This window comes from Bifidobacterium sp. ESL0819 (assembly GCF_052606245.1).
On the sequence record NZ_CP199587.1, the window covers coordinates 538,263 to 559,231 of the forward strand.

Genomic DNA, 20,969 nt, shown 5'->3' on the forward strand with positions numbered 1-20,969 from the left:
GGTGGGGAGTCGAAACCTCGCCCCTTCTGTTTCCGCCACCCGTAAAGCCTGCTACTCGTACGTACAGCACGCCATCGCAGAGTTTAGCGGCCTGTTGGCGCTCTAAGGCATCGAATGCCGAACGTTGGGCGTAGCAGCCTTTCGGTTTGGATTTCAGGAAGACCTGTCCGCCGAAGCCTCCAGCCGAGCAAGGTCCAGGGCCTTGTTGAAGGCGTCCGAGGTCCAGCTGGCCCCAGCCACCTTTTCCACCTTGAGGTCCTTGAGCGGGCGCCCTTGGACTACGCCAGGCACAGCCTGGGCGAAGCGTTCCATATGGCCCCGCGAGATGGGCGAGTCGGAATGCCCCTGGACCTGGACCCGGCTCACCTGGCCTCCCGACAGGTCAAGATCCACATCGATGCTGTCAGCCCCGTCACGCCCGTACTTGCCCGTCAGAGCGTAGGTGCCGTCGTGATAGTTGCCCGTATCAGCCGGAGCGGTCGGCAGTCCATCACGGGAGACAGCCGTGGGATTGCCCTCGCCCACAGCGCCGGCTCCCGACTCTGGAGCAGAGCTGGCCTCGGCGCCTGATCCGGCGAACTCGTCGTCCATGGGCTTGGCCTGCTGGCTTCCGCAACCTCCTAGGAGGGAGCCGACCGCCACCAGCGTCGCTAATGTTGCCGAAGCCGTAACCAGTCCACGAGACTTGCTTGTGGCCATCTCAGCATCCTCCTTCTGATTCAGCGGCTGATCCCGGCAGAGACCCGCCTGTCTTGGCCATTTTAGTGGGATCATGGAAGCCCACCGGAATATCCTGGTCCCCGGAATCGCCAGGAGCTCCGCTGAAGGCCGGCCGACCTCCGGCTGCGAGGTAGGCGCGCTTGGCCTCCTCATCATTCCATTGCTCGCCAGCCAGCACACCGTGGTTGAGCATGATCTCCCGCTGAGCGCATGAAGCCACTAAAGCATCATGGGTGACCACGATCAGGGAGGTTCCCTGGTCATGCAATTGCCGAAAGAGGTCCAGCACAATCCGCTCATTGGCCTCGTCCAGGTTGCCAGTGGGCTCGTCAGCCAGAATCAGCTTGGGTTCGTTGATCAGCGCCCGGGCCACGCAGACCCGCTGCTGCTCGCCGCCCGAAAGCTGGCTGGGCAGGTGCCGGGCCCGATCCGCCAGACCTACCCGATCCAGGGCCTTCATGGCCTGGTCCTCATCCACCACCGAATGGTAGTACTGGGCCACCATGACATTCTCCAATGCGGTCAGATGCGGGACCAGGTAGAACTTCTGGAAGACCAGGCCGATCACGTTCTTGCGCACATCGGCCAGCTGGGACTGGCTCAAGTCCTCCAGCGGTCGCCCCTGCAGACGGACCGAGCCACGGCTGGGCGTGTCCATGCAGCCCAGAATGTTCATCAGCGTGGTCTTGCCTGAGCCGGAGGACCCCACCACGGCCAGCCATTGACCTTGCGGGACGCTCAGGTTCAGGTCGTCCAGGGCATGCAGATCACCGTAGATCTTGGAAACATGGTCCAGATCCAGCAGCATGCCGCCGCCCGACTGGCCCTCGCTCGCCTTTGCCTGCGTCATTGTCATTCCTCCCTCAGAACCAGGGCCGGGTCGATACGCGAAGCCCGGAGGACCGGCCGAATGGATGCGATCATGGATATGGCCACGCTCAGCAGGACCGTGCCCAGGGCCAGCCACCAGTTGAATCCCAGCGGCCGCTGGAAGACGGACAGGCAGAGCAGCCGGGCAAAGCCATAGCCCAGGGCTGTGCCGATCAGTCCTCCTGCCAATCCATAGCAGGCCGACTCTGCCAGAAACTCCATGGCTATTCCCCGCGAGGAGGCGCCAAGGGCCTTGCGCAGGCCGATCTCGCTGCGCCGCTGGGAGACGATGGAGGCCATGGTGGTCCCAACGCCCACAAAGGTCAGGACCAGCACCACCACCGAGACCAGCCAGAAAAGCGACTGGAGCATGGCTATGGTATGGCTGTCGCCCGCTGTGATCCTGGTGACCGGCCTGGCTTTGACCCCCATGGAGGTCATGTCGTTGATGTCGTTGGCGATGGTCTTTAGGCCAGACGTCATGGTGTTGACCGAGTATTCGATAACATCGGTACCCCTCTTGTCCCCGGTCAGGAGCTCCAGATCAGACAGGTCGGCGTAGATGATCCGATCCTCGGAGCCGCCGGTATCGACAATGCCCCCCACTCGAAAGTCACGGCCCTGGCCTCCGGCCTTGCCTGTGATGGTGACCTGTCCGGCGGGGTAGCCGATGGTCATCTGCTGGCCGGTGGTCAGCCCTAGCGAATCAGCCAGGTCCCGCCCCACCATGACCGAACCGGGCCGGGGCCAGGAACCCTCCACGCTCCAGTGACGGTTGAGCTGACGCACCTGGTCGGGATGGATGCCGGCCATCACGCGGGCGCCGGCATTGACCTGCACCGTCTCATATCGATAGGTAGCGTACCGGGCTGGGGCCTTGGCGGTCACCATATGGGTAGTATGGTCCACCATGCCTTGCTCGATGCCGGACCCGGACCGATTGCTCCCCTGAATGGGCGAGACGACCAGGTTGGCTCCGTAGGAGCGCATCTCCTGATTGATCTGCCTAGGGGCCTCGATGCAGACCGCCGCCAGGCAGAAGAGGGTGGCCGCACCGACCAAGGAGGCCACTACGGCCATCAGGGCCCGTCCCCGGCGACGAAAGACAGCCCCGAAGAGCATAGTCAGGAACATGCGGGTATTGGTCATATGGCTCTTATGGCGATCAGCGGCCATGAAGCACCTCCGCCGGCCGAAGCCGCAGAATCGATCTGATGGACGAGATGGATGCCAGCAGCACGGTCAGGGCCAGCAGCACGAAGACCAGCACAAAGACCATGGGCCTCATGGTAATGCCCGAGCCGAAGACCACCCTGCCTACGATCTGAGCCACTCCAGAGCCCAGCAGGGCGCCGACCAGAGCCCCGGCCAGGGCGATCAGGGCCGTCTCGGCCAGCACCAGTCTGGACACAGCCCCGTCGGTGGCGCCCAAGGCCTTGAGCAGGGCGAACTCCGAGGAGCGCTCGCTTATGGAGGAGGCCATCAGGTTGGCCACGGCTATGGCTGCCGCCAGCAGGCTGAGCACAGTCATCAGGATCATGACCGCCTGGGTCTTCTGCAGAACGTCGCCCTGCAGGGCTGCCACCTGTCTGACCTGCTTGGCCATGGATCCGGGGATGGCCTCTTCGATCTGGTAGGCGATGGATGAGGGGTAAGCCGTGCAATACCAGGTTTCCCATTCGTCCTGGGAGAGGGCAGCAGGGTTTCGTGCGGCCTTGCGGGCCAGGTCGTTCTCGGGCGTAGTCAGAGCCTTGACCTCCACCTGGTCGATCTGATCGGTCAGACCAGACATCTCCTGCAATGGCTTGGTGGGCAGGTAGAGGGAGGCGGCATCAGCATCACCGGAGTCGAAGATACCCACAATGGTGACGGTCCGCTGTTGATCACCCAGGTCGACCTTGACCTGGTCGCCAACCTGACGGCCGCCCAGCCGTGCAGCCAGTTCTTTGCCCATCATGGCTTCGGTCCTGCCGCCGGGCCCAGCCTCGTCCTTGGGCCAACGGCCTTGAACCTTCCACCAGGGCCGAAGACCTTTCAGACCTGCGGTGCTGCTCTCGCCGCTGTCCACCTTGACGGTCCGACCGAACCAGGTGCCCACCAAGGGGGCGCCTACCTGGTCCACGGTGCCGCGAAGGTCCAGTCGCGGAGCGAAGTCGGTGATGTTGTAGGCCCAGAAGATGGTCTTGATCTTGGGCACCTGGGACTCCTTGAGGAAAGCGGTGGGCGTGGACTCGTCGGCCGAGGAGCCGCCCCCCTGGTCGCCGTAGAGGTCGGAGACCACGGCATCCGCCTTGGCCTGGACCGTGATGTTGGATCCATAAGTGGACAGCTCCGCGTTGAGCTTGTCGCCTACGTCGAAGACCACCCCCAGCATGGCCGTAGCCACGCAGGCCGACAGGCAGACTGTGACGGCGATGAGCATTCTTCGCCCGAACTGGCGGCTGAATGACCGCAGCATCATTCGCATGAAGAACATACCAACCGCTCCCTCCCTCTCTCAGCTCTTGAAGTGCGATGACAGAGCATCCAGATCGGCGGTGCTGATCAGTATGGCGCCCCGGCCGGTCTTGTAGGGCAGAGGGACGGGATTGCAGCCGCCCTTGAACCCGATGGTGGCCAGGTTGATGGCTACGTCGCACTTCTTGCAGATGATCTTGCCGTCTTTTTCGTAGTAGCCCGCATCCCCGCAGTTCTCGCAGGCATCCAGACCGACACCATAGGCCGCGCCATTCTTGCGGATGATGATAAAGCGCATCTCGGTGCCGTCCTTGGCCCGGTAGCTGAATCGATGCAGGTGTCCATCCTCCACCTGGGAGAAACGTATGGTAGCCGTATCGGCAGTCAGGGAGTACCGCTCCGGAGGCGAGAGCACGGGCACCTGGTAAGCCTTGGCCGTTCCCACGGTCAGAGCCAGGGTGACGCCGATCATGGCCACCAGACTCCAGACCGCCGACGCCAAGGCCCTTCGGCGGAAGGCACGGTGGCTGCGATCGTCGGCTGTGGAGGCTCCGGTCACCGGCATGTGCCAGCCTGCAGCCAGGCAGGCCAGGACTGGAATGATGAAGACCAGAACCTGGGCAAGAACCAGGATCAGGTCGGCGTTGTATCCCAGGGCCATGACCCGGAAAGCCCAGCCGTGCAGAAGAATCAGGCCGGTGGTCTGCATCAGGGCCACCAGGGCTACGCCGTGCCGGACCAGCAGCAGGACCACCATGAGCAGGGCGGCCAGGAGGAAGGCTATCCGGGGGCAGGAGTTACGCATGGTCCTCAGAATGGCAGCCACCGTCACAGCGGCGGCCAGACCGAGCAGGAAGCCCAGGGCGCGCAGGAGCATGGCCGAGGTCAGCACAGGCTCCCCCGGCTCTACAAAGGCCGTAAGCTGCAGAATGACATCGGGCAGGGCTCGGAAGGTCGTCAGGGCTATGGCCAGGGCCGCCAAGCCGTTAGCCAGATCCATGGCCCAGGGGCGGCGATGCCTGTCCGCAACCAGCCGGTCGGCAGCCAGCACCACCGCAATGGCCGCCAGATCAGCCAGAACGCAAGCTATCAGGGTCGGGTAGTTGACCATGGTCCGGCGGTTAATAATCACGGTGGCGCGCAGGAGGGCAAAGACCAGCGCCCCCAGCACGCCGACCCCCAGGCCAATCAGTCGCCAGGAGGAGGAACGGGGCCGATCGCGGCCCTCGCCCACCCCTAGAAGCACGCTGAAAACCATGACCAGGAGGGCCGGAGCCAGCGTCCCCGGCAACACCGTGACAAATTGCTCAAGCATGGTGCATAGCAGCTTACCACTGGTGGGGCGTGTAGTCCCAGTCCCAGCTGACCACGATAGGCTCGGTCCAGAAGTGACCCTTCACGCCGGTCTCCGGGTCGACGTGCAGCATCCAACCCTTCTTCTCCGGGGAATCAATAGAATAGGTCAGCTTGTAGGATCCGGCCTTCTCCATCTTGATGTTGGCCCCGTAATGCGGGCCATCCGAGGCGTTCATCTGCATGAAGGTGCCGGACTGCTTGTCGTTGGGGTCATCCTTGTTCTGGATGGTGTAGTTGACGGTCAGATCCGGAATGAACTCGCCCTTGGCATAGCCCAGGTTGTTGTTGGGCAGGGCGTGAATATCAGCCTCCAGATGCAGGCTGGCATCGGCCGCCTTCAGACCCATGGATGCGGGCTCCATGTCGATGGGCTGGAAGAAGACTGTGCCGATGTTCAGAGGACCCTTCTGCTGATCGTCCGGCGGGATGGGAATCTCCTCGAATCCAGCCCCCTTGCCATCAGACTGGGAGCTGCTGGAAGCCTCAGGCGCGGGGGCCTCACGGGTGCCTGACCCGCTGGAGCCGCACCCCGCCAAGGCCAGAGTGCCTGAGAGCACCAGCGCGACCAGGGCGGTCAATTGTCTCTTCCTCATGATTGTCCTTCGCTTTTTGGTGTTTGCATAGATGCCGTGACCTCGGAGGGCACAGCCCCTTCGACGGCCTGATCGGCTTCCGTCTGATGGACGGCTGCCGACGGGGGCCCGCCGGAGTCCTGATTCGACCGCGATTGCTCCTGCTTGTGCAGGCGGCGGGTCGACACAATTGCCAGCACGACCACGACCAGGGCTGCCAGGATTTGAGCGCCGATGGTCTGCGTGTAGGGATACAGCCCGATCCAATCGCTGGTGGGCACCCCGGGCAGGTAGGTGGCCGGCACCAGGTCACCCTCGATCAGGGCATGGACGCCGCCCCCGGCGAAGATGACCACCATGACCGCCATGAGCAGACTGGTGATGATAAAGAAAGGCCGGATGGGAATTTTGACCGACGTGAAACGGATGAGCACGAAGACGATGACCAGCACTACGGCGGCAGCCGCAAAACCGGTCCAGATCTCCCGTCTGCCGCCCGGAGCCATGGCGAAGATGGCCTGGTAGAACATGACCGTCTCAGCCCCCTCCCGGAAGACCGCTAGGAAGGAGAGCAGGGCCAGGGAGATAACGCTGCCCTTCGAGATGGCAGCCACTGTCCGGCTTCGGATGTAGTGGTTCCAGGATTCCACAGAGGACTTGGACAGCATCCAATTGCTGGTATAGAGCAGCATGAGCATGGCTACCAGGGCCACCACGCCCTCCAGGATCTCCTGCTGGGGACCATTCCCGTTGAAGAGCAAAGTGAAAAGCAGGGCCACCAGCCCGCTGGCCACGAGGCCCGCTGCAATGCCCCAGTAGATGTGCCGAACTTTGTCTTTATGGCCGGACTTGACCAGGTAGGCAATGATGGCCGCCACCACCAGGATGGCCTCCAGCCCCTCCCTCAGCAGAACCACAAAGGCCTGGCCGAAGGCGGAGGTCAGGAAGGTCGTCCACCCGTTGACATGGTCCGCGGCGCCTCCGTCCAGAGTGGCCGCGTCTTCAATCAGCATGCTCTTGAGGTCGTTCACCAGGGTCTTGGCCGGCTTGCCCGCCACCATGGCCATCCGGGTCTCCTTGAACTGATATTCCACCTGAGAGACCCTGTTGCCGCTGATGGCGTTCATGACGTTCTTTTCGAAGCCCAGCTTTTCGTAATACTGGTAATAGGCCTTGTTGACCAGATCGGATCCCGCCTGGCCCTGTCCCTTGGAAGCCTGGGCGAGCGCCTGATCGAGAATCGGCGTCATCTCATGGGCCACCTGGGTCCAGGTCCGGTCGCCCTTGCCATTGTTCCGATGCTTCTTGGCTGCATCCAGCCGTTGACGATCCGCCTTGATCTGCTCCTGCTGAGCCTTGGCGTAGGTCCGGGGATTGGCCAGTCCTGCGGTGGCATCCAGCTGGGTGGACGCAACAGCCAGATCGGCCTTGAGCTTTTCACTGCCCTGAATAAGAGCCTGCCCGGCATCCGGGGCATAGGCCTGATTCTGCAGGGCCTGGAACTGGCCGTCCAGAGCGTTACGCCTGTCCTGGCCTAAGGTCGACTCCACGACCGAGACGAATCCTGAGCCCACGTAACCTACGTTGTAGGCTCCCATGAATTGCGAGGCGGCTCCGGCGCGATCCCCACGAGCATAGTCCTCACACCCTCGGTCCAGCTGGCGAGACACGGAGCTGGCCACCTGAGCCCAACTGTCGTAATCCGTGGCTCCGCTCGCCGCCATGGCCGACTGCGGGGTCTGCAGAACCAGGAACACCAGGGCCAGGAGCAGGCATGAGAACAGGGAGCCAGCGACCTTGGCAGCCCGTGTCCTGCCGACCTGTGCAACCATAGGCGATGATCTCCTTCGTCAGTGCCTCGTCATCGAACCTAAGAGCAACGAAGGTCGATTTGACAGCTACCGAAAAACAATCTAGCCCAAGCACAATATGAAAACCAGACTTGTTTATTGCCTCAACAGGCCATATAATTCGCTCTCGCCCAAGCCAGAATCAGTCGGCCAGCGTCGTCTCGCCCCGATGCTTCCACAGGCAAATGCCACCGAAGACCAACAGCCAGACCAATCCCAGTATGGCCGGATACCGGGTATCGGAAGCCAGGAAGAGGGATAGGTAGATCAGGATGAAGAAGACGATGGCAACCGTTCCTGTCACCCGATAGGCCGGCATGATAAACCCGTCAGGCATGAAGTCCGGGCTGGTCCGGTAGCGGCGGTGAGCAAGCAGGGTCAGGATGTAGATGAAGATTATGACCGCGCTGGAGCAGGAGGTGAACAGGACGAAGGTGTCTTCGAAGCCAGGCAGCAGATGCAGCAGGGGGGACAGGAGGATCAGCGCTCCGGAAAGGACGATGGCCCTGGCGGGCACTTTGCCGCGGCGCGAAATCGTATGCAGGCTGCGCATTACTGGAGAGCGGCCGACGCCGGCCAGCTGGAAGAGGTTGCGGCCAGCGGAATAGAGCAGGGAGTTCAGCGAGGAGCTGGCTGCGGTGATGACCACGAAGAAGACCAGAGCAGCCGCCCAGTCGACGCCGGCGTAACGGAAGACCATGACGAATGGCGAGGTGAAGCTGCCGTCGGCGTTGGGGCGGAAGGAGCGCCAGGGCACGATCAGCATGATGGCGATCAAGGCGCCCACATAGAAGATCAACACCCTCAGGATGATCTGGTTGATGGCCTTGGGCAGGACCTTGCGGGGATTCTGGGTCTCGGAGACGGTCACTCCCACGAATTCGATCATCTCGTAGGCGAAGAAGACCATCTGGAAGCTCATGAAGAAGGCCATCCACCCGTTGGGCGCCAGGCTCAGACCGGTGGTGATGTTGTCCAGGCCCGCATGGCCGGCCGGGCTGATCCGATCCTGTCCCGGCATGTGAACCGCCGGATAGTGGAATCCGGTGATGACCATGACCACGGCCGTGGCAATCATGGCCAGGATCAGGGTGATCTTGATCATGGAGAACCAGAACTCGGTCTCCCCGAAGACCCGCACGGCAATCAGGTTGACACACACCATGGCTGCCAGGAAGCACAGCTCGATCAGCCCCCGCCAGGCGCTCAGATCAATGCCGAAGGTGCCGAAGAAAGTGACGAAGTAGGTGCCCACGGCAGTCAGCTCGGACATGCCGATCAGGATGAGCACGATCCAGTAGGACCAGCCTGCGAAGGATCCCCAACCCTGGCCCAGGTAGCGACTGATGAAGGCGATGAAGGTGTGCTGGACAGGACTGCGATACATGAGCTCGCCGATGGCCCGCATGAGCAGGTACATGATCAGCCCCACCCCGATGTAGACCAGAATGATGGAGGGTCCGGTCAGCGCTATGGACTTGCCCGACCCCAGGAAGAGCCCGGTGCCGATGGTGCCGCCGATGGCGATGAACTGCACATGACGGTTGCTCAGACCGCGTTCCATGCCGTCGCCTGCCGAGGTGCCGTCACCTTGATTCTGCTGTGCCGAAGGGCCATTGGCCTTACGATTCATCTGACTGCACCTCCTTGTCTTCACAACCCATTTATTATCGCCAGCCAGCAAGGGACGCCCATCGAGGCCGGTAGGACAGCAATATCACAGAGGTGCCGATAACCGGGAACAGACGGCAGGCACCGACGCCCATGGTAGGACCAGACAGTCACCATTCTGTGAATTGACTGTCTCATATGGCGGACGCCTCTATTCCACAATGCAAAGGCATGGTCATCCAGCTCAAACGACTCCGATAGGGTTGGCCCTGTCAGCCGGCCATATTCAGCTGACAACTACCACCATCTAAGGAATGACATCCCCATGGATCAACCCAAGGAGTCGCAGAGCAAGGACCTGCGCAAAACCCTGAAGAACAGGCACATCCAGCTCATCTCGCTGGGCGGCGCCATCGGAACGGGACTCTTCTACGGGTCCGGGGAATCCATCTCATTGGCAGGGCCGGCCATCATCATCGCCTATCTGATAGGCGGTTTGGCCATCTTCATGATCGTCAGAGCCATGAGCGAAATGAGTGTGGAAGACCCCAAGTCCGGCGCTTTCAGCTACTACGCCACCCGCTACTGGTCCAAGCGGGCGGGCTTTGTGTCGGGATGGAACTACTGGATGAACTATGTGCTGGTGTCCATGGTCGAGCTCTCCGTGGTAGGCACCTTCGTCAACTTCTGGTTCCCGGCAATACCCGCATGGGTATCCGCAGCCTTCTTCCTGGTGGTCATCACGGCCGCCAACCTGATGGGAGTCAGCAAGTTCGGCGAGTTCGAGTTTTGGTTCGCCATCATCAAGATAGCGGCCATCATTGCCATGATCATAGGCGGCCTGGCCGTCGTGGTCATGGCCCTGCCCACGGCCAACGGCCTGCGGGCCTCCTTCGCCAACTGGTTCACCGTAGGCGGCGGATTCATGCCCAACGGACTCATGCGTCACGGGTCCAACGGCCAGTGGACCGGTCTGCTCATGTCGCTGGCGGTGGTCATGTTCAGCTTCGGCGGCACCGAGCTCATCGGCATCACCGCCGGAGAGGCCTCCGATCCGCGCCGGACCATCCCCAAGGCCACTAACGCCATCATCTGGAGGATTCTGGTCTTCTACATCCTGACGCTTGGGGTGATCATGGCCGTGGTTCCCTGGAATGCCATCGGCAAGCCCAACGCCCAAGGCATGGTCATCAGCCCCTTCGTCCAGATCTTCGACTCAGTCGGAGTCCACGCAGCCGCAGGCATCCTCAACTTCGTCTGTCTGACAGCGGTCATGAGCGTTTACAACTCGGCCCTCTACTCCAACTCCCGCATGCTCTTCTCCCTGGCTCGGCAGGGCAATGCTCCTAAGTATCTGGGACGGCTGTCCAAGGGAGGCGTGCCCTACGCAGGAGTGCTGACCTCGGCCTGCATCATCGCCCTGGCCGTGGTCGTGGTCTTCCGCTGGCCACAGTTCGCCTTCAACTACCTGATGAGCATCGCCACGATCTCGGCCATCATCAACTGGTCCATGATCATGGTGACCGAGATGCTCTTCCGGCGTGCTGTCGCCCGTGGCGAGGGCCCCGGCGACCTGGCGGACAAGACCGGCGAAAGCGCGCTGAACGCCCTGCACTTCAAGCTGCCCTTTGCCCGGGTGACTCCCTGGGCGGTCCTGGCCTTTCTGGCCATGATCGTAGTGCTCATGTGCTTCTCGTCCAGCTACCGAGTGGCCGTTATCGCCGGGCCCATCTGGCTGATCGTCCTCCTGGTGGCCTACCAGCTGACCCAGCGACAAGCACGGCAGTGATATAAGCAGACCTCACCAATCGTCATCGAAGACAGGGAAGCCGTTTGAGTCTTGTCTGAGAACCACTCTATGCTTACCCGTAATTGCAAAGCCACTGAAGAGGTCGCCGAACCTATCAGTAACTGGGAACAGACAGTGCGGTGTCGTGCATGCCCAGCGAAAGGAGGTCCGGCCGAAACGGTTCGGATCCGCCCATCCGCTCCGTTGGGCCCGGGTCGAACAGGTCCGGGACTGTCGCAACCCGAGGTTGCGGAGCGCTATGTACAGTGTCACGGACAGGCAAGCCACCTGGCTTCCGTGTGAACGGAGCCGGCCGAAACCGTCGTCATAGAGCTCTCAGGTCAGTTCGAGGAAAAGAGCAGTTATGGCGACCAGGCAGAGCGGAGAGGACACTCCTTCCGCATCCACCGATCGGGTCCAACGCAACCTCAAGACCCGGCACGTCTCCATGATCGCCCTAGGCGGCTGCATCGGCACCGGACTGTTCATGACCTCCGGCTCCACTATTGCCAAGGCAGGGCCAGGAGGCGCCCTGGTGGCCTACGCGGCCATGGGCGTCATGGTCTATTTTCTGATGACCAGCCTGGGCGAGCTGGCCACACACCTGCCTGTGTCGGGATCCTTCTCCGCATACAGCGCCCGCTACGTGGATCCGGCCCTGGGCTTTGCCATGGGCTGGAACTACTGGCTGAACTGGGCCATTACCGTGGCTGTGGACATCTCCACCGCCGCCCTGCTGATCCAGTACTGGCTGCCCAACACCCCAGGATGGATCTGGAGCCTGCTGGTCCTAGTAGTCATCTTCCTAATCAACGCCCTGACCGTGTCGGCCTTTGGCGAGGCCGAGTTCTGGCTCGCGCTGATCAAGGTGGTGACGGTGATCGTCTTCCTGGTCATCGGTCTGGCCATGATCTGCGGAATCATGTTTCGTCCAGCTGTGAGCCTGAGCAATTTCACCTACAAGGACGCTCCCTTCGTGGGAGGGTTCGCCGCCATTCTCAACGTCTTCCTGATCGCCGGCTTCTCCTTTCAAGGCACCGAGCTGATCGGGGTCACGGCCGGCGAATCCGAAAACCCCGGCAAAGCGGTCCCCAAGGCCATCAACGATGTCTTCTGGCGGATCCTGCTCTTCTATGTGCTCTCCATCTTCGTCATCGCCGCCCTGATCCCCTACACCAGCCCCAATCTGCTGAGCTCCTCAGAAGGGGATATTGCCATGTCGCCATTCACCCTGGTCTTCCAGCGGGCCGGCCTGGCCTCGGCAGCCAGCGTCATGAACACCATTATTCTGACCTCGGTCCTCTCGTCCGCCAACTCAGGGGTCTACGCCTCCACTCGAATGCTCTACGCCCTTGCCAAGGACCACTACGCCCCCGCCTTCTTCGGACATACCACCCGTCATGGCATACCCATGGCCTCGCTGGTCGCCACCCTGGTGGTCTCCCTGGCGACCTTCGCCTCCAGCATCTTCGGCCAGAGGATCTACATGTGGCTGGTGGCCGCTTCGGGACTGACCGGATTCATCGTCTGGATCGGCATCGCCCTGAGCCATTACCGCTTCCGCCGCGCATGGGTGGCCCAGGGCCATCGTGTTGAGGAGCTGCGATACCACGCCAAGCTCTTCCCCCTGGGGCCTATTCTGGCTCTGATCCTATGCGTCATTGTCATCGGCGGGCAGAACATCGAGGCCTTCGTCAACTGGAACTGGCAGGAAATCGGCATCACCTACATCAGCGTGCCCCTGGTGCTTGCGCTCTACCTGGGCTACAAGATCCGATACCATACTCGGATCGTGCCCTTGAAGAAGATGGATCTGAGCGGGGATCCGGAATCGCTATGAAAGATTTGCCAGCTACCATGACACATGGTGACCATGGAAGCCGAAAGGCCGCATCAATGGCATAGACTCCCTAAGCGTTCAAGGACCGGCTCAAGGACCCGGCCATATTGAATCTTTCCGGCATCCAGCCGGCATATCAGGAATCGCAATTTCAGCACGACCCCGGACTCCCCGGTGCGTCGCCCAGCCAAAAGGAGGAGGATCATGACGCAGAACACCAGCAATGCAGCGTCGAACATCAATCAATCCGACCGGGCCGGGCAAGAGCATCATGGCTACGGCAGCGTCAAGCGCAACCTCAAGACCCGCCACATCTCCATGATCGCCTTGGGCGGCTGCATCGGCACAGGACTGTTCATGACCTCCGGCTCCACCATCTCAACTGCGGGCCCCGGTGGAGGACTTCTGGCCTACATAGCCATGGGCGTCATGGTCTACTTCCTGATGACCAGCCTGGGCGAGCTGGCCACACACCTTCCGGTGTCGGGATCCTTCGCCGCCTACAGCGCCCGCTACGTGGATCCGGCCCTGGGCTTTGCCATGGGCTGGGACTACTGGCTGAACTGGACCATCTCGGGTGCCGTGGACATCTCCACCGCCGCCCTGCTGATCCAGTACTGGCTGCCCAACACCCCAGGATGGATCTGGAGCCTGCTGGTTCTGGTCATCGTCTTCCTGATCAACGCCCTGACGGTCTCCGCCTTCGGAGAGACCGAGTTCTGGCTCTCCCTGATCAAGGTGGCTACCATCATCGTCTTTTTGGTCATCGGCATGGCCATGATCTGCGGAATCATGTTCCAGCCAGCGGTCGGCCTGAAGAACTTCACCTACAAGGACGCCCCCTTCGTAGGAGGATTCCCAGCCATCATGAGCGTCTTCCTGATCGCCGGCTATTCCTTCCAAGGCACCGAGGTAGTGGGCGTGACCGCCGGAGAATCCGAAAACCCCGGCAAGGCGGTCCCCAAGGCCATCAACGATGTCTTCTGGCGGATCCTGCTCTTCTATGTGCTCTCCATCTTCGTCATCGCCGCCCTGATCCCTTACACCAGCCCCAACCTTTTGGGAGCCTCTGACGGGGACATCGCCATGTCGCCATTCACCCTGGTCTTCCAGCGGGCCGGCCTGGCCTCGGCAGCCAGCGTCATGAACGCGGTGGTGCTGACATCCATCCTCTCGGCCGTCAACACCGGGGCCTATGCATCCAGCCGCATGCTCTACGGACTGGCCAAGGATCACTATGCTCCGGCCATCTTCGCCAAGACCACCAAGAGGGGCATCCCCCTGGCGGCCCTGGTAGCCACGGTCTGCATGTCCCTGGCCACCTTCGCCTCCAGCATCTTCGGGCAGTCCTTCTACATGTGGCTGGTGACTGCCACTGGACTGACCGGGTTCATCGCCTGGATCGGCATCGCCCTGAGCCACTTCCGCTTCCGGAGGGCCTTCAAGCTCCAGGGACATGATCTGAGCGAGCTCAAGTATCACTCCAAGCTCTACCCTCTGGGCCCGGTCCTGGCCATGGTGCTCTGCGTCATCGTCATTGCCGGACAGGACATCCCCTCCCTGCTCAGCCTGAACTGGTCGCACATGGCCATGACCTACTTCAGCGTGGTTCTGGTCCTGGTCCTCTATTTGGGCTTCAAGTTCGTCAACCACACCAAGATCGTGCGCCTCAAAGACATGGACGTGTCCGGCGCCGAATCCGCCCGCTGAAGCAGCGGGCACAAAGGACACCTTTGAAGGGCCGCGTTCGGCATAAATAAGCGGTGCTCCCGCCCAGATGGTCGATTCCATCTGGGCGGGAGCACCGCCATGCCGGGGACACAGATCCCGTGTTCCAGCTGCTTCAGCTACTTCATCCGGGTCTGCCTTTCACTGGAACATGCAAGGCGATCCATCCGTGGGGCACGGGGATTGATATACCGAGCGAGCAGTTCACCGCTGCCTTTTCCTCCGAATCCACAGGAGCGCCAAGGCTCCCATCAACAGCAAAGCGGCAGCAGACAGCGCAAGTACAAGGACGGCGACACCTGTGGAGGTCAATGTTCCGGTTTTCCCTTCAGCCTGCTTCTGAAAATCAGCTACCTGACGAAGCAAGCCTTCGAGTTCACTGATAGCTGCATCAACCTGCGCCTGCGTAGCAGCCGGGTCAGTCATCACCTTCCGTGCCCCTGCCACAGCCCGTGCAAGACGCTCAGACAGTTCGGGAGAGCCTGCTACAGGCTGCAACTTTCCTGCCTGGTCGAGGACCGCCTTAAGACGACTCTTATCGACCTTCGCGGAACCATGGCCATCTGGATTCAAAGCCTGCAAAGATGCCTGCGCCTGCACCAAATCGAGCACTGCTCGATCCACCTGATCCTGAGTCGCGTTTTCATCGGCCAAAACACCTTTAGCTCGGCCTAGCGCTTTGGAAAATGCCTGCCATGACTGAGTGGTATAAGCCTTCTCCTGCAAAGTATCAGCCCTATTGACGGCTTCTTGCAGCGTTCGTTTATTGGCGGCAGGTCTCACCGAGGCTTTGCTCTTCAACCCTTTGATGGCTTGTTGCAAAGATGCCGTGGCAGCATCGACCGCAGCCTGTTCTGCTTCCGGATCAAGCTGAATACCCCGTGCCTTGTCAAGAGCAGTGCGAAGTGCAGCTGCCGTGTCCTCCGTATAATCACTCTGTTTGATTGAGCCTGCCTGATTGATCACCTCAGTCAGATGCTCTTTATCTGCGCGTTTCTTCAAAGCCTGCTGTGCAGCCGCAAGCTTATTGAACGCATCATCGACATCTTTCTGCGTCGCCTTTGCCTCATCCAGCACTGTTCGAGCGCCTTTCAAAGCTGAACTGAAGTCACCCCAGGTCCCTGGCGTGTAGTCTTCCTCGTGGAGGGCGGATGCTTCCTTGACTAGATTTGTAAGATTGGTCTTGTCGACTTTCTCTGCCTGGTCCGGAGCATGCACCTGCCATTCCGCTACGGCAACGCCAAAGGTTCCTGTGCCTTGATGAGGGTCCAGGACCAGGCGCAATTTATCAGTGTATACAGGGGTGAATTCGGCAGTGCTCCAACCGCCATGATCCGTGGCATGATGCCCCGGGTCATTGCGCACTGTGGCATAACGGGCATTCTCCACATCCCGGAATTTCCCATTCTCATCCAGATATTGGATCTTCCAATTCCTGGGAATTTCCAATCCGCCTTTACTGTCATTGACAGTACGGAAATTAGCCCAGAACTGCACTCTGCTGGAGTCGATGGTGATTTTATGCGGCCATTCGTATTCAGCATACATTCCATCAACCGCCGCTCCCCAGGATCCCCATACTTTGGCATTGACATCAGCATCATCCTCTGATGGCCAAGTGTCATCAATGAGTATGCCATCATTGAGCTTGCCTTGTGCAGGTGACCAGGATGCTTCAGCGCTGACCGATGAGGTCGCGGACTTTTCAACCCATCCCACTTCTTTTTGGTACCGATCTACAACATGAACAGTCAACTTGGCGCGCGTTCCTGCGGCGACATCAGGCACTGCTCCTTCAACCGAATAGTCGCCAGGACGCTGCAAATCAATGGCCGCCACCTGTTGGGCATCCCAAGTCACCGGCAGTCCGCTTTTGTGAACGCCGTTGTTGTAGATGCCTGTAACTGTGGAAGGCAGACGCAGAAGGGTCCTATCGCTCCCCGTATACACCGTCTGCTCACTTGACTCGATACCGTTGATAAAGGGACTGTGCAGGTCAGATCGGACCCATACCGTCGCTGTCGATTTCTGAGAGGCGCCGATCACGGTGCCAGTCAGCTTGAACTCTCCTTCTGCAGACACCATATCTTTCGTTACCTCAGGCCAAAGCACGGTCAGATTCCTTCGCCAGCCTCCGCCATAAGCCACTTCTACATTTGTCGGCAACTGCGGCACGTGGCCAATTTCAGTAGGCAAATCCAGGTCCGGCACAGTCAGCGGATCCTCCGCATAGGTTTCGAACTCACTGACTCCGACAATGGCGCCCTTGGGGAATACAGCTCGAATCCCATCGGTATCGACCTGATCAAAAAGCACGGTATTGGGCCCATCCTTATCGACACCGTAAACCGAGCCAGGCCGCAACTGTACATCCTTCCAGTTCCCGGAGGCCGCGTCATGGTATTGCAGCTTCCACGAACGAACCATGGGCACACCGCCATTGTCGGTCCAGAAATACAGCGAAGCCTTGCTAAGGGGGACGTGCCCGGGCCACTGCAACTGCAGCCACGGCTCCTCTCCAGTATGAGGATCCCCCCAATTGTTCCAGCTGAGATTAGGCGTGCCGCCATCGTTGGACGTATTGCCATCATTGACTACCTTGACATTCCCGCTCGGAAGGTAGCTATTGGTGTAGCTGGCTGTAGCCTTGGCCTGAGGAGCCGTATTGAATAGACCGTCTGATGGGATTCCATGGACCCGTACATCCGCATGGCCATTCTTCTGCCCATCCGATGCGGTCAGTCGTAAGACATAATCCCCTTCCAAATTGAACTTGACCGTTGTGGACGGCGAGGAAGGATCGGCGAATGTCGCCTTTCCCGGGCCGGAAACCTGGGCCCAATTCGTCGTAAGCCGACCGAAAGGCATACCATCATCCTTGACGACTCCGGATAGCTGTGCACCCTGCGAGCCGATTTTTGACACATAGGCCTGCACAGAAGGCGGCTGGTTCTCTGTTGTAGGTGCGGTGATGCCAGTATGGTAGGCCTCAATCTCTTTCAAACCAGTACGCGCACCAGGTGCATGCGTGAATGTGACCCTCAGCTTTCTGGCTTGTATTGCGGGGAATCTGATCAGGTTGTAATTGGCCTCGGGCACATTGGGTGATCGATATTGTTGCTCGACCTGCTTCCACTGACCCGTTGCGTCCTGATACTCCAACCGGTACAGAGTGGGTTCCGCATATCCCTGAACGGTAAAGTTCGCCGCTGTCTTATAAAAATAGAGACGGATTTCATCAATAGTCGGCTGCTTTGCCAGACTCACTTCTAGAGAATCGACCGAGTTCGGCGAACCAGCAGTCCCCCAGAAGGGTTCATTGATGGTGCTACCATCCACGGCGGCACTCGCTGGCTGATTCGAAGCCTCAAAGCTGGCTTTGACCTGGGCCCCGCGAGCCAGATCGGTACGGTCAATTGCTCTGGGATCAATGTTGCGGCCCGCCTTGGCGAAGATGTCAGTCACACGCGAATCAGCGGAATAGGTGACATTTTTGGCCTCTGCCAACGATTCGCGATCGAAAACGACCAGGGTTGCGGATGGATCTGCCTGATCACCCAACCGGGCCTTTCCTGTATGCGCATCATAAAGAACATGCGTCAATTTGTCCGAAGTCATGACTCTCCGCCCTGAAAGATAGAGGGAGAATCCTGCCGGCCCGTGATAATGACTGCCGTCCCGATCCCAAACGATTGTCATATCCTGCCCGTGGTAGCTCAGATTGTTGATCGTGAAATAGTTCCAACCTGGTATGGCTATAGGGTTCAGCTCGATTGTGGAATCCTGCCTAGGCACCAGACCTGCAACATCCTCGATCAAAGTCCAGTTCGTGGTTCCAAGCTGGGTGTGATGAATCCACGACCTATAGTCGATTCGCCCGCCATGTTCAGCGGTCGCCGTGTTCCAGAATTCATTTTGATCAGGATACCGGTTATCGCCGCCTTGATAGTGTGCGAAAGCATTCCAATACAGCAGTTTTTTGAACATTTGCTTGCTGATGTACCCCTTGTCGGAAGCATGATACCGACGAATGCCTTGCGCATAAATACGGAACAGGGGCACAGAATTGATCACGGAGAAATTGTTGGAGTAAGTTTTCCCCGGGTTGGCTTCAGCTCTGGCCTTGACGTCCTCTTGATTAGCGGTATAGAAGGGGAAGACAGGGAACTCATCGGCATCGGCGAACAGCCTCAGGGCACGTTCATAATCATCCTTGTAGTCGGCCTCCCCCTGAGCCGGCATCAGCCCAGCTGCGTATGGATAATAGTTGTTGTTCTCTTTCCACTTGGCGAATTGACCGTTGTGTTCCCCAATGAACTTGTGCTGAATGAGTTTGGTATCTGGATTCCAAAGCTGTTCAAGGATCTGCGAGCGGATCTCATCCGCGGTACGCGACATCGCCTCCGCGCCTTCACTGTTGCCCGCTGTGGCAAACGCCTCCGAAGCAGCCTTGGCGTTCGCCCAGACCCAAGCGCTTTCAGCCCTATCCATGGGTTCGCGTTCGTGCTCAAAGAAAGAGACAGCATCAGAATCATTGCCGGTCATGGAAGCCCAGTCCCAGTCGATAAGCTTGTTGCCGTTGCGATTGAAGGATGAATTCTTAGCCCCTATTAGAGCATTGACATCATTGCGCCCATAGGTCCCTATCGCTGAGGCAATATCGGCAGGGCCTCCATGCACCTTGAAGGATTCCCAGGCTGCATCGGTTATATATTGCGTGTAGCTGTTATTCCAGCTCGTTCCACCCGGGTTATCGACATATTGCCGGCTTTTGGATGTCTCGCCAGCCGCTACCCACGAGCCGTAAGCATATGTGGGATCACGAAGATACTTCAAATCATTGATGAACATGCACGTGGTCAGCACAATGGAATTGTTGTATCCGAGCACTCCTTCAATAGCTGCAGGGAACTGGTAGGTATTGCCCGGCATATTAGCATCAATGAAATTGAAACGGCTAAGCCACCACCGGTAGAAGACCGTCTTATCGATATTTGGTTCAGGCGTCTCAATATAGGGGATATTATCGGCCCACCATTTGTTATACGCGGTGACGTGAGCCTTATAGGCTTCTTCAGGCGATTCAGAACGGATGCGGCCATACTCTTGCTTGGAGGAAGGAAGCTCATCGGCAAGCAGCCCAAGCTGGAGTTTCCCGGTCTGCTCGCTGTTGGAGGAAAGGTGCAGATCAGCAGCAAGATGGCCATTCTCAGGACGCATGCCACTGCCCGAAAAGCGTGGATAGACAGTGGTCAAATCGCGGTTTGTCTTAACCACTCCAGTCAGCTCATCCCCATCTTCAACACTGGCAAGCGGCGATGTGGCGCGCAAAGTCACATCGTTCGCTCCGCCCTTGTTGATAATTCGGTATTGAGCGACAAGCACGTTTTCATTAGTGATGTACTTGACCAATTCCACGGATAGGGACGGATCATCCGTCTCAAAGCTGCCTCGCCAATAACTAGGGGTCTGCTTCCGCTTATCAGCAACCTCATGAACAGCCAGCTTTTGTTGTCCTTTATAAAAATCAACGGTAAAAGCGCCCTTGCTGCTGATCGTGTCCTTGTAGGCTATCTCGCCTCCAAACCCGAATACCGATGGTTCATGAGTACGCATATAAGCAGCTCGGCCGCGAGAAAATAGATACTGATTGGTATCTGCACCCTCGTAGGCATAGGTTCCGGCATCGTTGGTCCCCTTGCCGGTCGGCTGGTCGCCTTTTCTGGTGAGAATCCGATCAATCCAAAAATCATGATTAGTGTCTGTCCCCGCCCCCTGGGAAAGATCCTTGTCAAAGACCTTCGCAAGATAGCCAGCAGAGGGATCATAGGCCTGTCCGCTGGCTGGAATCGGATTATCCACACCTTCGAAATGGGGGTACCCGATCTCTGCATTCGCGCTGGAATACTCACTAGCAGACGCAGGCAGCACTCCGCCAGTGGCAAGCGTCGCCACTGCGGCAAAGGCGACCACCAGGGAGGCCAAGCCTTGAGATAATTTATACATACCATGTTCCTTTCGGGCGCATTTGCCGTCAAGCCATGTAGCAATCCACATCACTGTGAAAGAGCACAGCCCGTTGCCCAGCAATTTACCAAGCACAAAACAGCAAATGGCATTGATCTTGAAGCATCGAATTCAGTGTAAATCAGAGAATGCGCTTTCGCAAATCTAAT

12 protein-coding genes and 1 riboswitch are annotated in these 20,969 nt (G+C 59.2%); of the genes, 3 read left to right on the forward strand and 9 right to left on the reverse strand.

What is annotated here, in order from left to right:
* Window positions 1–153: 153 nt before the first annotated feature.
* The 8 genes from ACUIAD_RS02520 to ACUIAD_RS02555 form a co-directional block, all read right to left on the reverse strand.
* Complete coding sequence (locus ACUIAD_RS02520; RefSeq protein WP_445343592.1) at window positions 154–699, reverse strand: FMN-binding protein; 546 nt, start codon at window positions 697–699, stop codon at window positions 154–156.
* A gap of 1 nt (window position 700) precedes the next feature.
* The gene (locus ACUIAD_RS02525) at window positions 701–1,528 is read right to left on the reverse strand and encodes an ABC transporter ATP-binding protein (protein ID WP_445343781.1); all 828 of its coding nucleotides are present in this window, start codon (window positions 1,526–1,528) and stop codon (window positions 701–703) included.
* 44 nt (window positions 1,529–1,572) lie between these two features.
* Window positions 1,573–2,739, reverse strand: a complete 1,167-nt coding sequence (locus ACUIAD_RS02530; protein ID WP_445343782.1) for an ABC transporter permease — start codon at window positions 2,737–2,739, stop codon at window positions 1,573–1,575.
* A 16-nt stretch (window positions 2,740–2,755) separates the two neighbouring features.
* Window positions 2,756–4,066, reverse strand: a complete 1,311-nt coding sequence (locus ACUIAD_RS02535) for an ABC transporter permease (protein ID WP_445343593.1) — start codon at window positions 4,064–4,066, stop codon at window positions 2,756–2,758.
* A 21-nt stretch (window positions 4,067–4,087) separates the two neighbouring features.
* Complete coding sequence (locus ACUIAD_RS02540; RefSeq protein WP_445343594.1) at window positions 4,088–5,362, reverse strand: Fe-S-containing protein; 1,275 nt, start codon at window positions 5,360–5,362, stop codon at window positions 4,088–4,090.
* A gap of 13 nt (window positions 5,363–5,375) precedes the next feature.
* Window positions 5,376–5,996 carry an iron transporter gene (locus ACUIAD_RS02545; protein ID WP_445343595.1) on the reverse strand — a complete coding sequence of 207 codons (621 nt, stop codon included), beginning with the start codon at window positions 5,994–5,996 and terminating at the stop codon, window positions 5,376–5,378.
* A complete protein-coding gene (locus ACUIAD_RS02550) occupies window positions 5,993–7,807 on the reverse strand; it encodes an FTR1 family iron permease (RefSeq protein ID WP_445343596.1) in 1,815 nt (604 codons plus the stop codon). The genes ACUIAD_RS02545 and ACUIAD_RS02550 overlap by 4 nt, the downstream gene beginning before the upstream one ends.
* A gap of 160 nt (window positions 7,808–7,967) precedes the next feature.
* Window positions 7,968–9,458: an amino acid permease gene (locus tag ACUIAD_RS02555; protein ID WP_445343597.1), complete on the reverse strand. Its 1,491-nt coding sequence runs from the start codon at window positions 9,456–9,458 to the stop codon at window positions 7,968–7,970.
* A 303-nt stretch (window positions 9,459–9,761) separates the two neighbouring features.
* Here ACUIAD_RS02555 and ACUIAD_RS02560 point away from each other — a divergent pair, with 303 nt between their 5' ends.
* The 3 genes from ACUIAD_RS02560 (at window position 9,762) to ACUIAD_RS02570 (ending at window position 14,775) form a co-directional block, all read left to right on the forward strand.
* Window positions 9,762–11,225, forward strand: coding sequence for an amino acid permease (locus ACUIAD_RS02560; RefSeq protein WP_445343598.1), 1,464 nt, complete (start codon window positions 9,762–9,764; stop codon window positions 11,223–11,225).
* A gap of 89 nt (window positions 11,226–11,314) precedes the next feature.
* Window positions 11,315–11,493, forward strand: a riboswitch (Lysine riboswitch).
* 96 nt (window positions 11,494–11,589) lie between these two features.
* A complete protein-coding gene (locus ACUIAD_RS02565; protein WP_445343599.1) occupies window positions 11,590–13,065 on the forward strand; it encodes an amino acid permease in 1,476 nt (491 codons plus the stop codon).
* 204 nt (window positions 13,066–13,269) lie between these two features.
* Entirely contained in the window at window positions 13,270–14,775 is a 1,506-nt protein-coding gene (locus ACUIAD_RS02570; RefSeq protein ID WP_445343600.1) for an amino acid permease, read from the forward strand.
* 222 nt (window positions 14,776–14,997) lie between these two features.
* On the opposite strand, the gene ACUIAD_RS02575 is transcribed toward ACUIAD_RS02570, so the two are convergent.
* The gene (locus ACUIAD_RS02575) at window positions 14,998–20,799 is read right to left on the reverse strand and encodes a discoidin domain-containing protein (RefSeq protein WP_445343601.1); all 5,802 of its coding nucleotides are present in this window, start codon (window positions 20,797–20,799) and stop codon (window positions 14,998–15,000) included.
* Window positions 20,800–20,969: the final 170 nt, after the last annotated feature.

Excerpts from the sequence above, each read along its gene's own strand:
- ACUIAD_RS02520 (WP_445343592.1), bottom strand. The coding sequence starts at position 699 with ATGGCCACAAGCAAGTCTCGTGGACTGGTTACGGCTTCGGCAACATTA.
- ACUIAD_RS02525 (WP_445343781.1), bottom strand. The coding sequence starts at position 1,528 with ATGCTGCTGGATCTGGACCATGTTTCCAAGATCTACGGTGATCTGCAT.
- ACUIAD_RS02530 (WP_445343782.1), bottom strand. The coding sequence starts at position 2,739 with ATGACCAATACCCGCATGTTCCTGACTATGCTCTTCGGGGCTGTCTTT.
- ACUIAD_RS02535 (WP_445343593.1), bottom strand. The coding sequence starts at position 4,066 with ATGTTCTTCATGCGAATGATGCTGCGGTCATTCAGCCGCCAGTTCGGG.
- ACUIAD_RS02540 (WP_445343594.1), bottom strand. The coding sequence starts at position 5,362 with ATGCTTGAGCAATTTGTCACGGTGTTGCCGGGGACGCTGGCTCCGGCC.
- ACUIAD_RS02545 (WP_445343595.1), bottom strand. The coding sequence starts at position 5,996 with ATGAGGAAGAGACAATTGACCGCCCTGGTCGCGCTGGTGCTCTCAGGC.
- ACUIAD_RS02550 (WP_445343596.1), bottom strand. The coding sequence starts at position 7,807 with ATGGTTGCACAGGTCGGCAGGACACGGGCTGCCAAGGTCGCTGGCTCC.
- ACUIAD_RS02555 (WP_445343597.1), bottom strand. The coding sequence starts at position 9,458 with ATGAATCGTAAGGCCAATGGCCCTTCGGCACAGCAGAATCAAGGTGAC.
- ACUIAD_RS02560 (WP_445343598.1), top strand. The coding sequence starts at position 9,762 with ATGGATCAACCCAAGGAGTCGCAGAGCAAGGACCTGCGCAAAACCCTG.
- ACUIAD_RS02565 (WP_445343599.1), top strand. The coding sequence starts at position 11,590 with ATGGCGACCAGGCAGAGCGGAGAGGACACTCCTTCCGCATCCACCGAT.
- ACUIAD_RS02570 (WP_445343600.1), top strand. The coding sequence starts at position 13,270 with ATGACGCAGAACACCAGCAATGCAGCGTCGAACATCAATCAATCCGAC.
- ACUIAD_RS02575 (WP_445343601.1), bottom strand. The coding sequence starts at position 20,799 with ATGTATAAATTATCTCAAGGCTTGGCCTCCCTGGTGGTCGCCTTTGCC.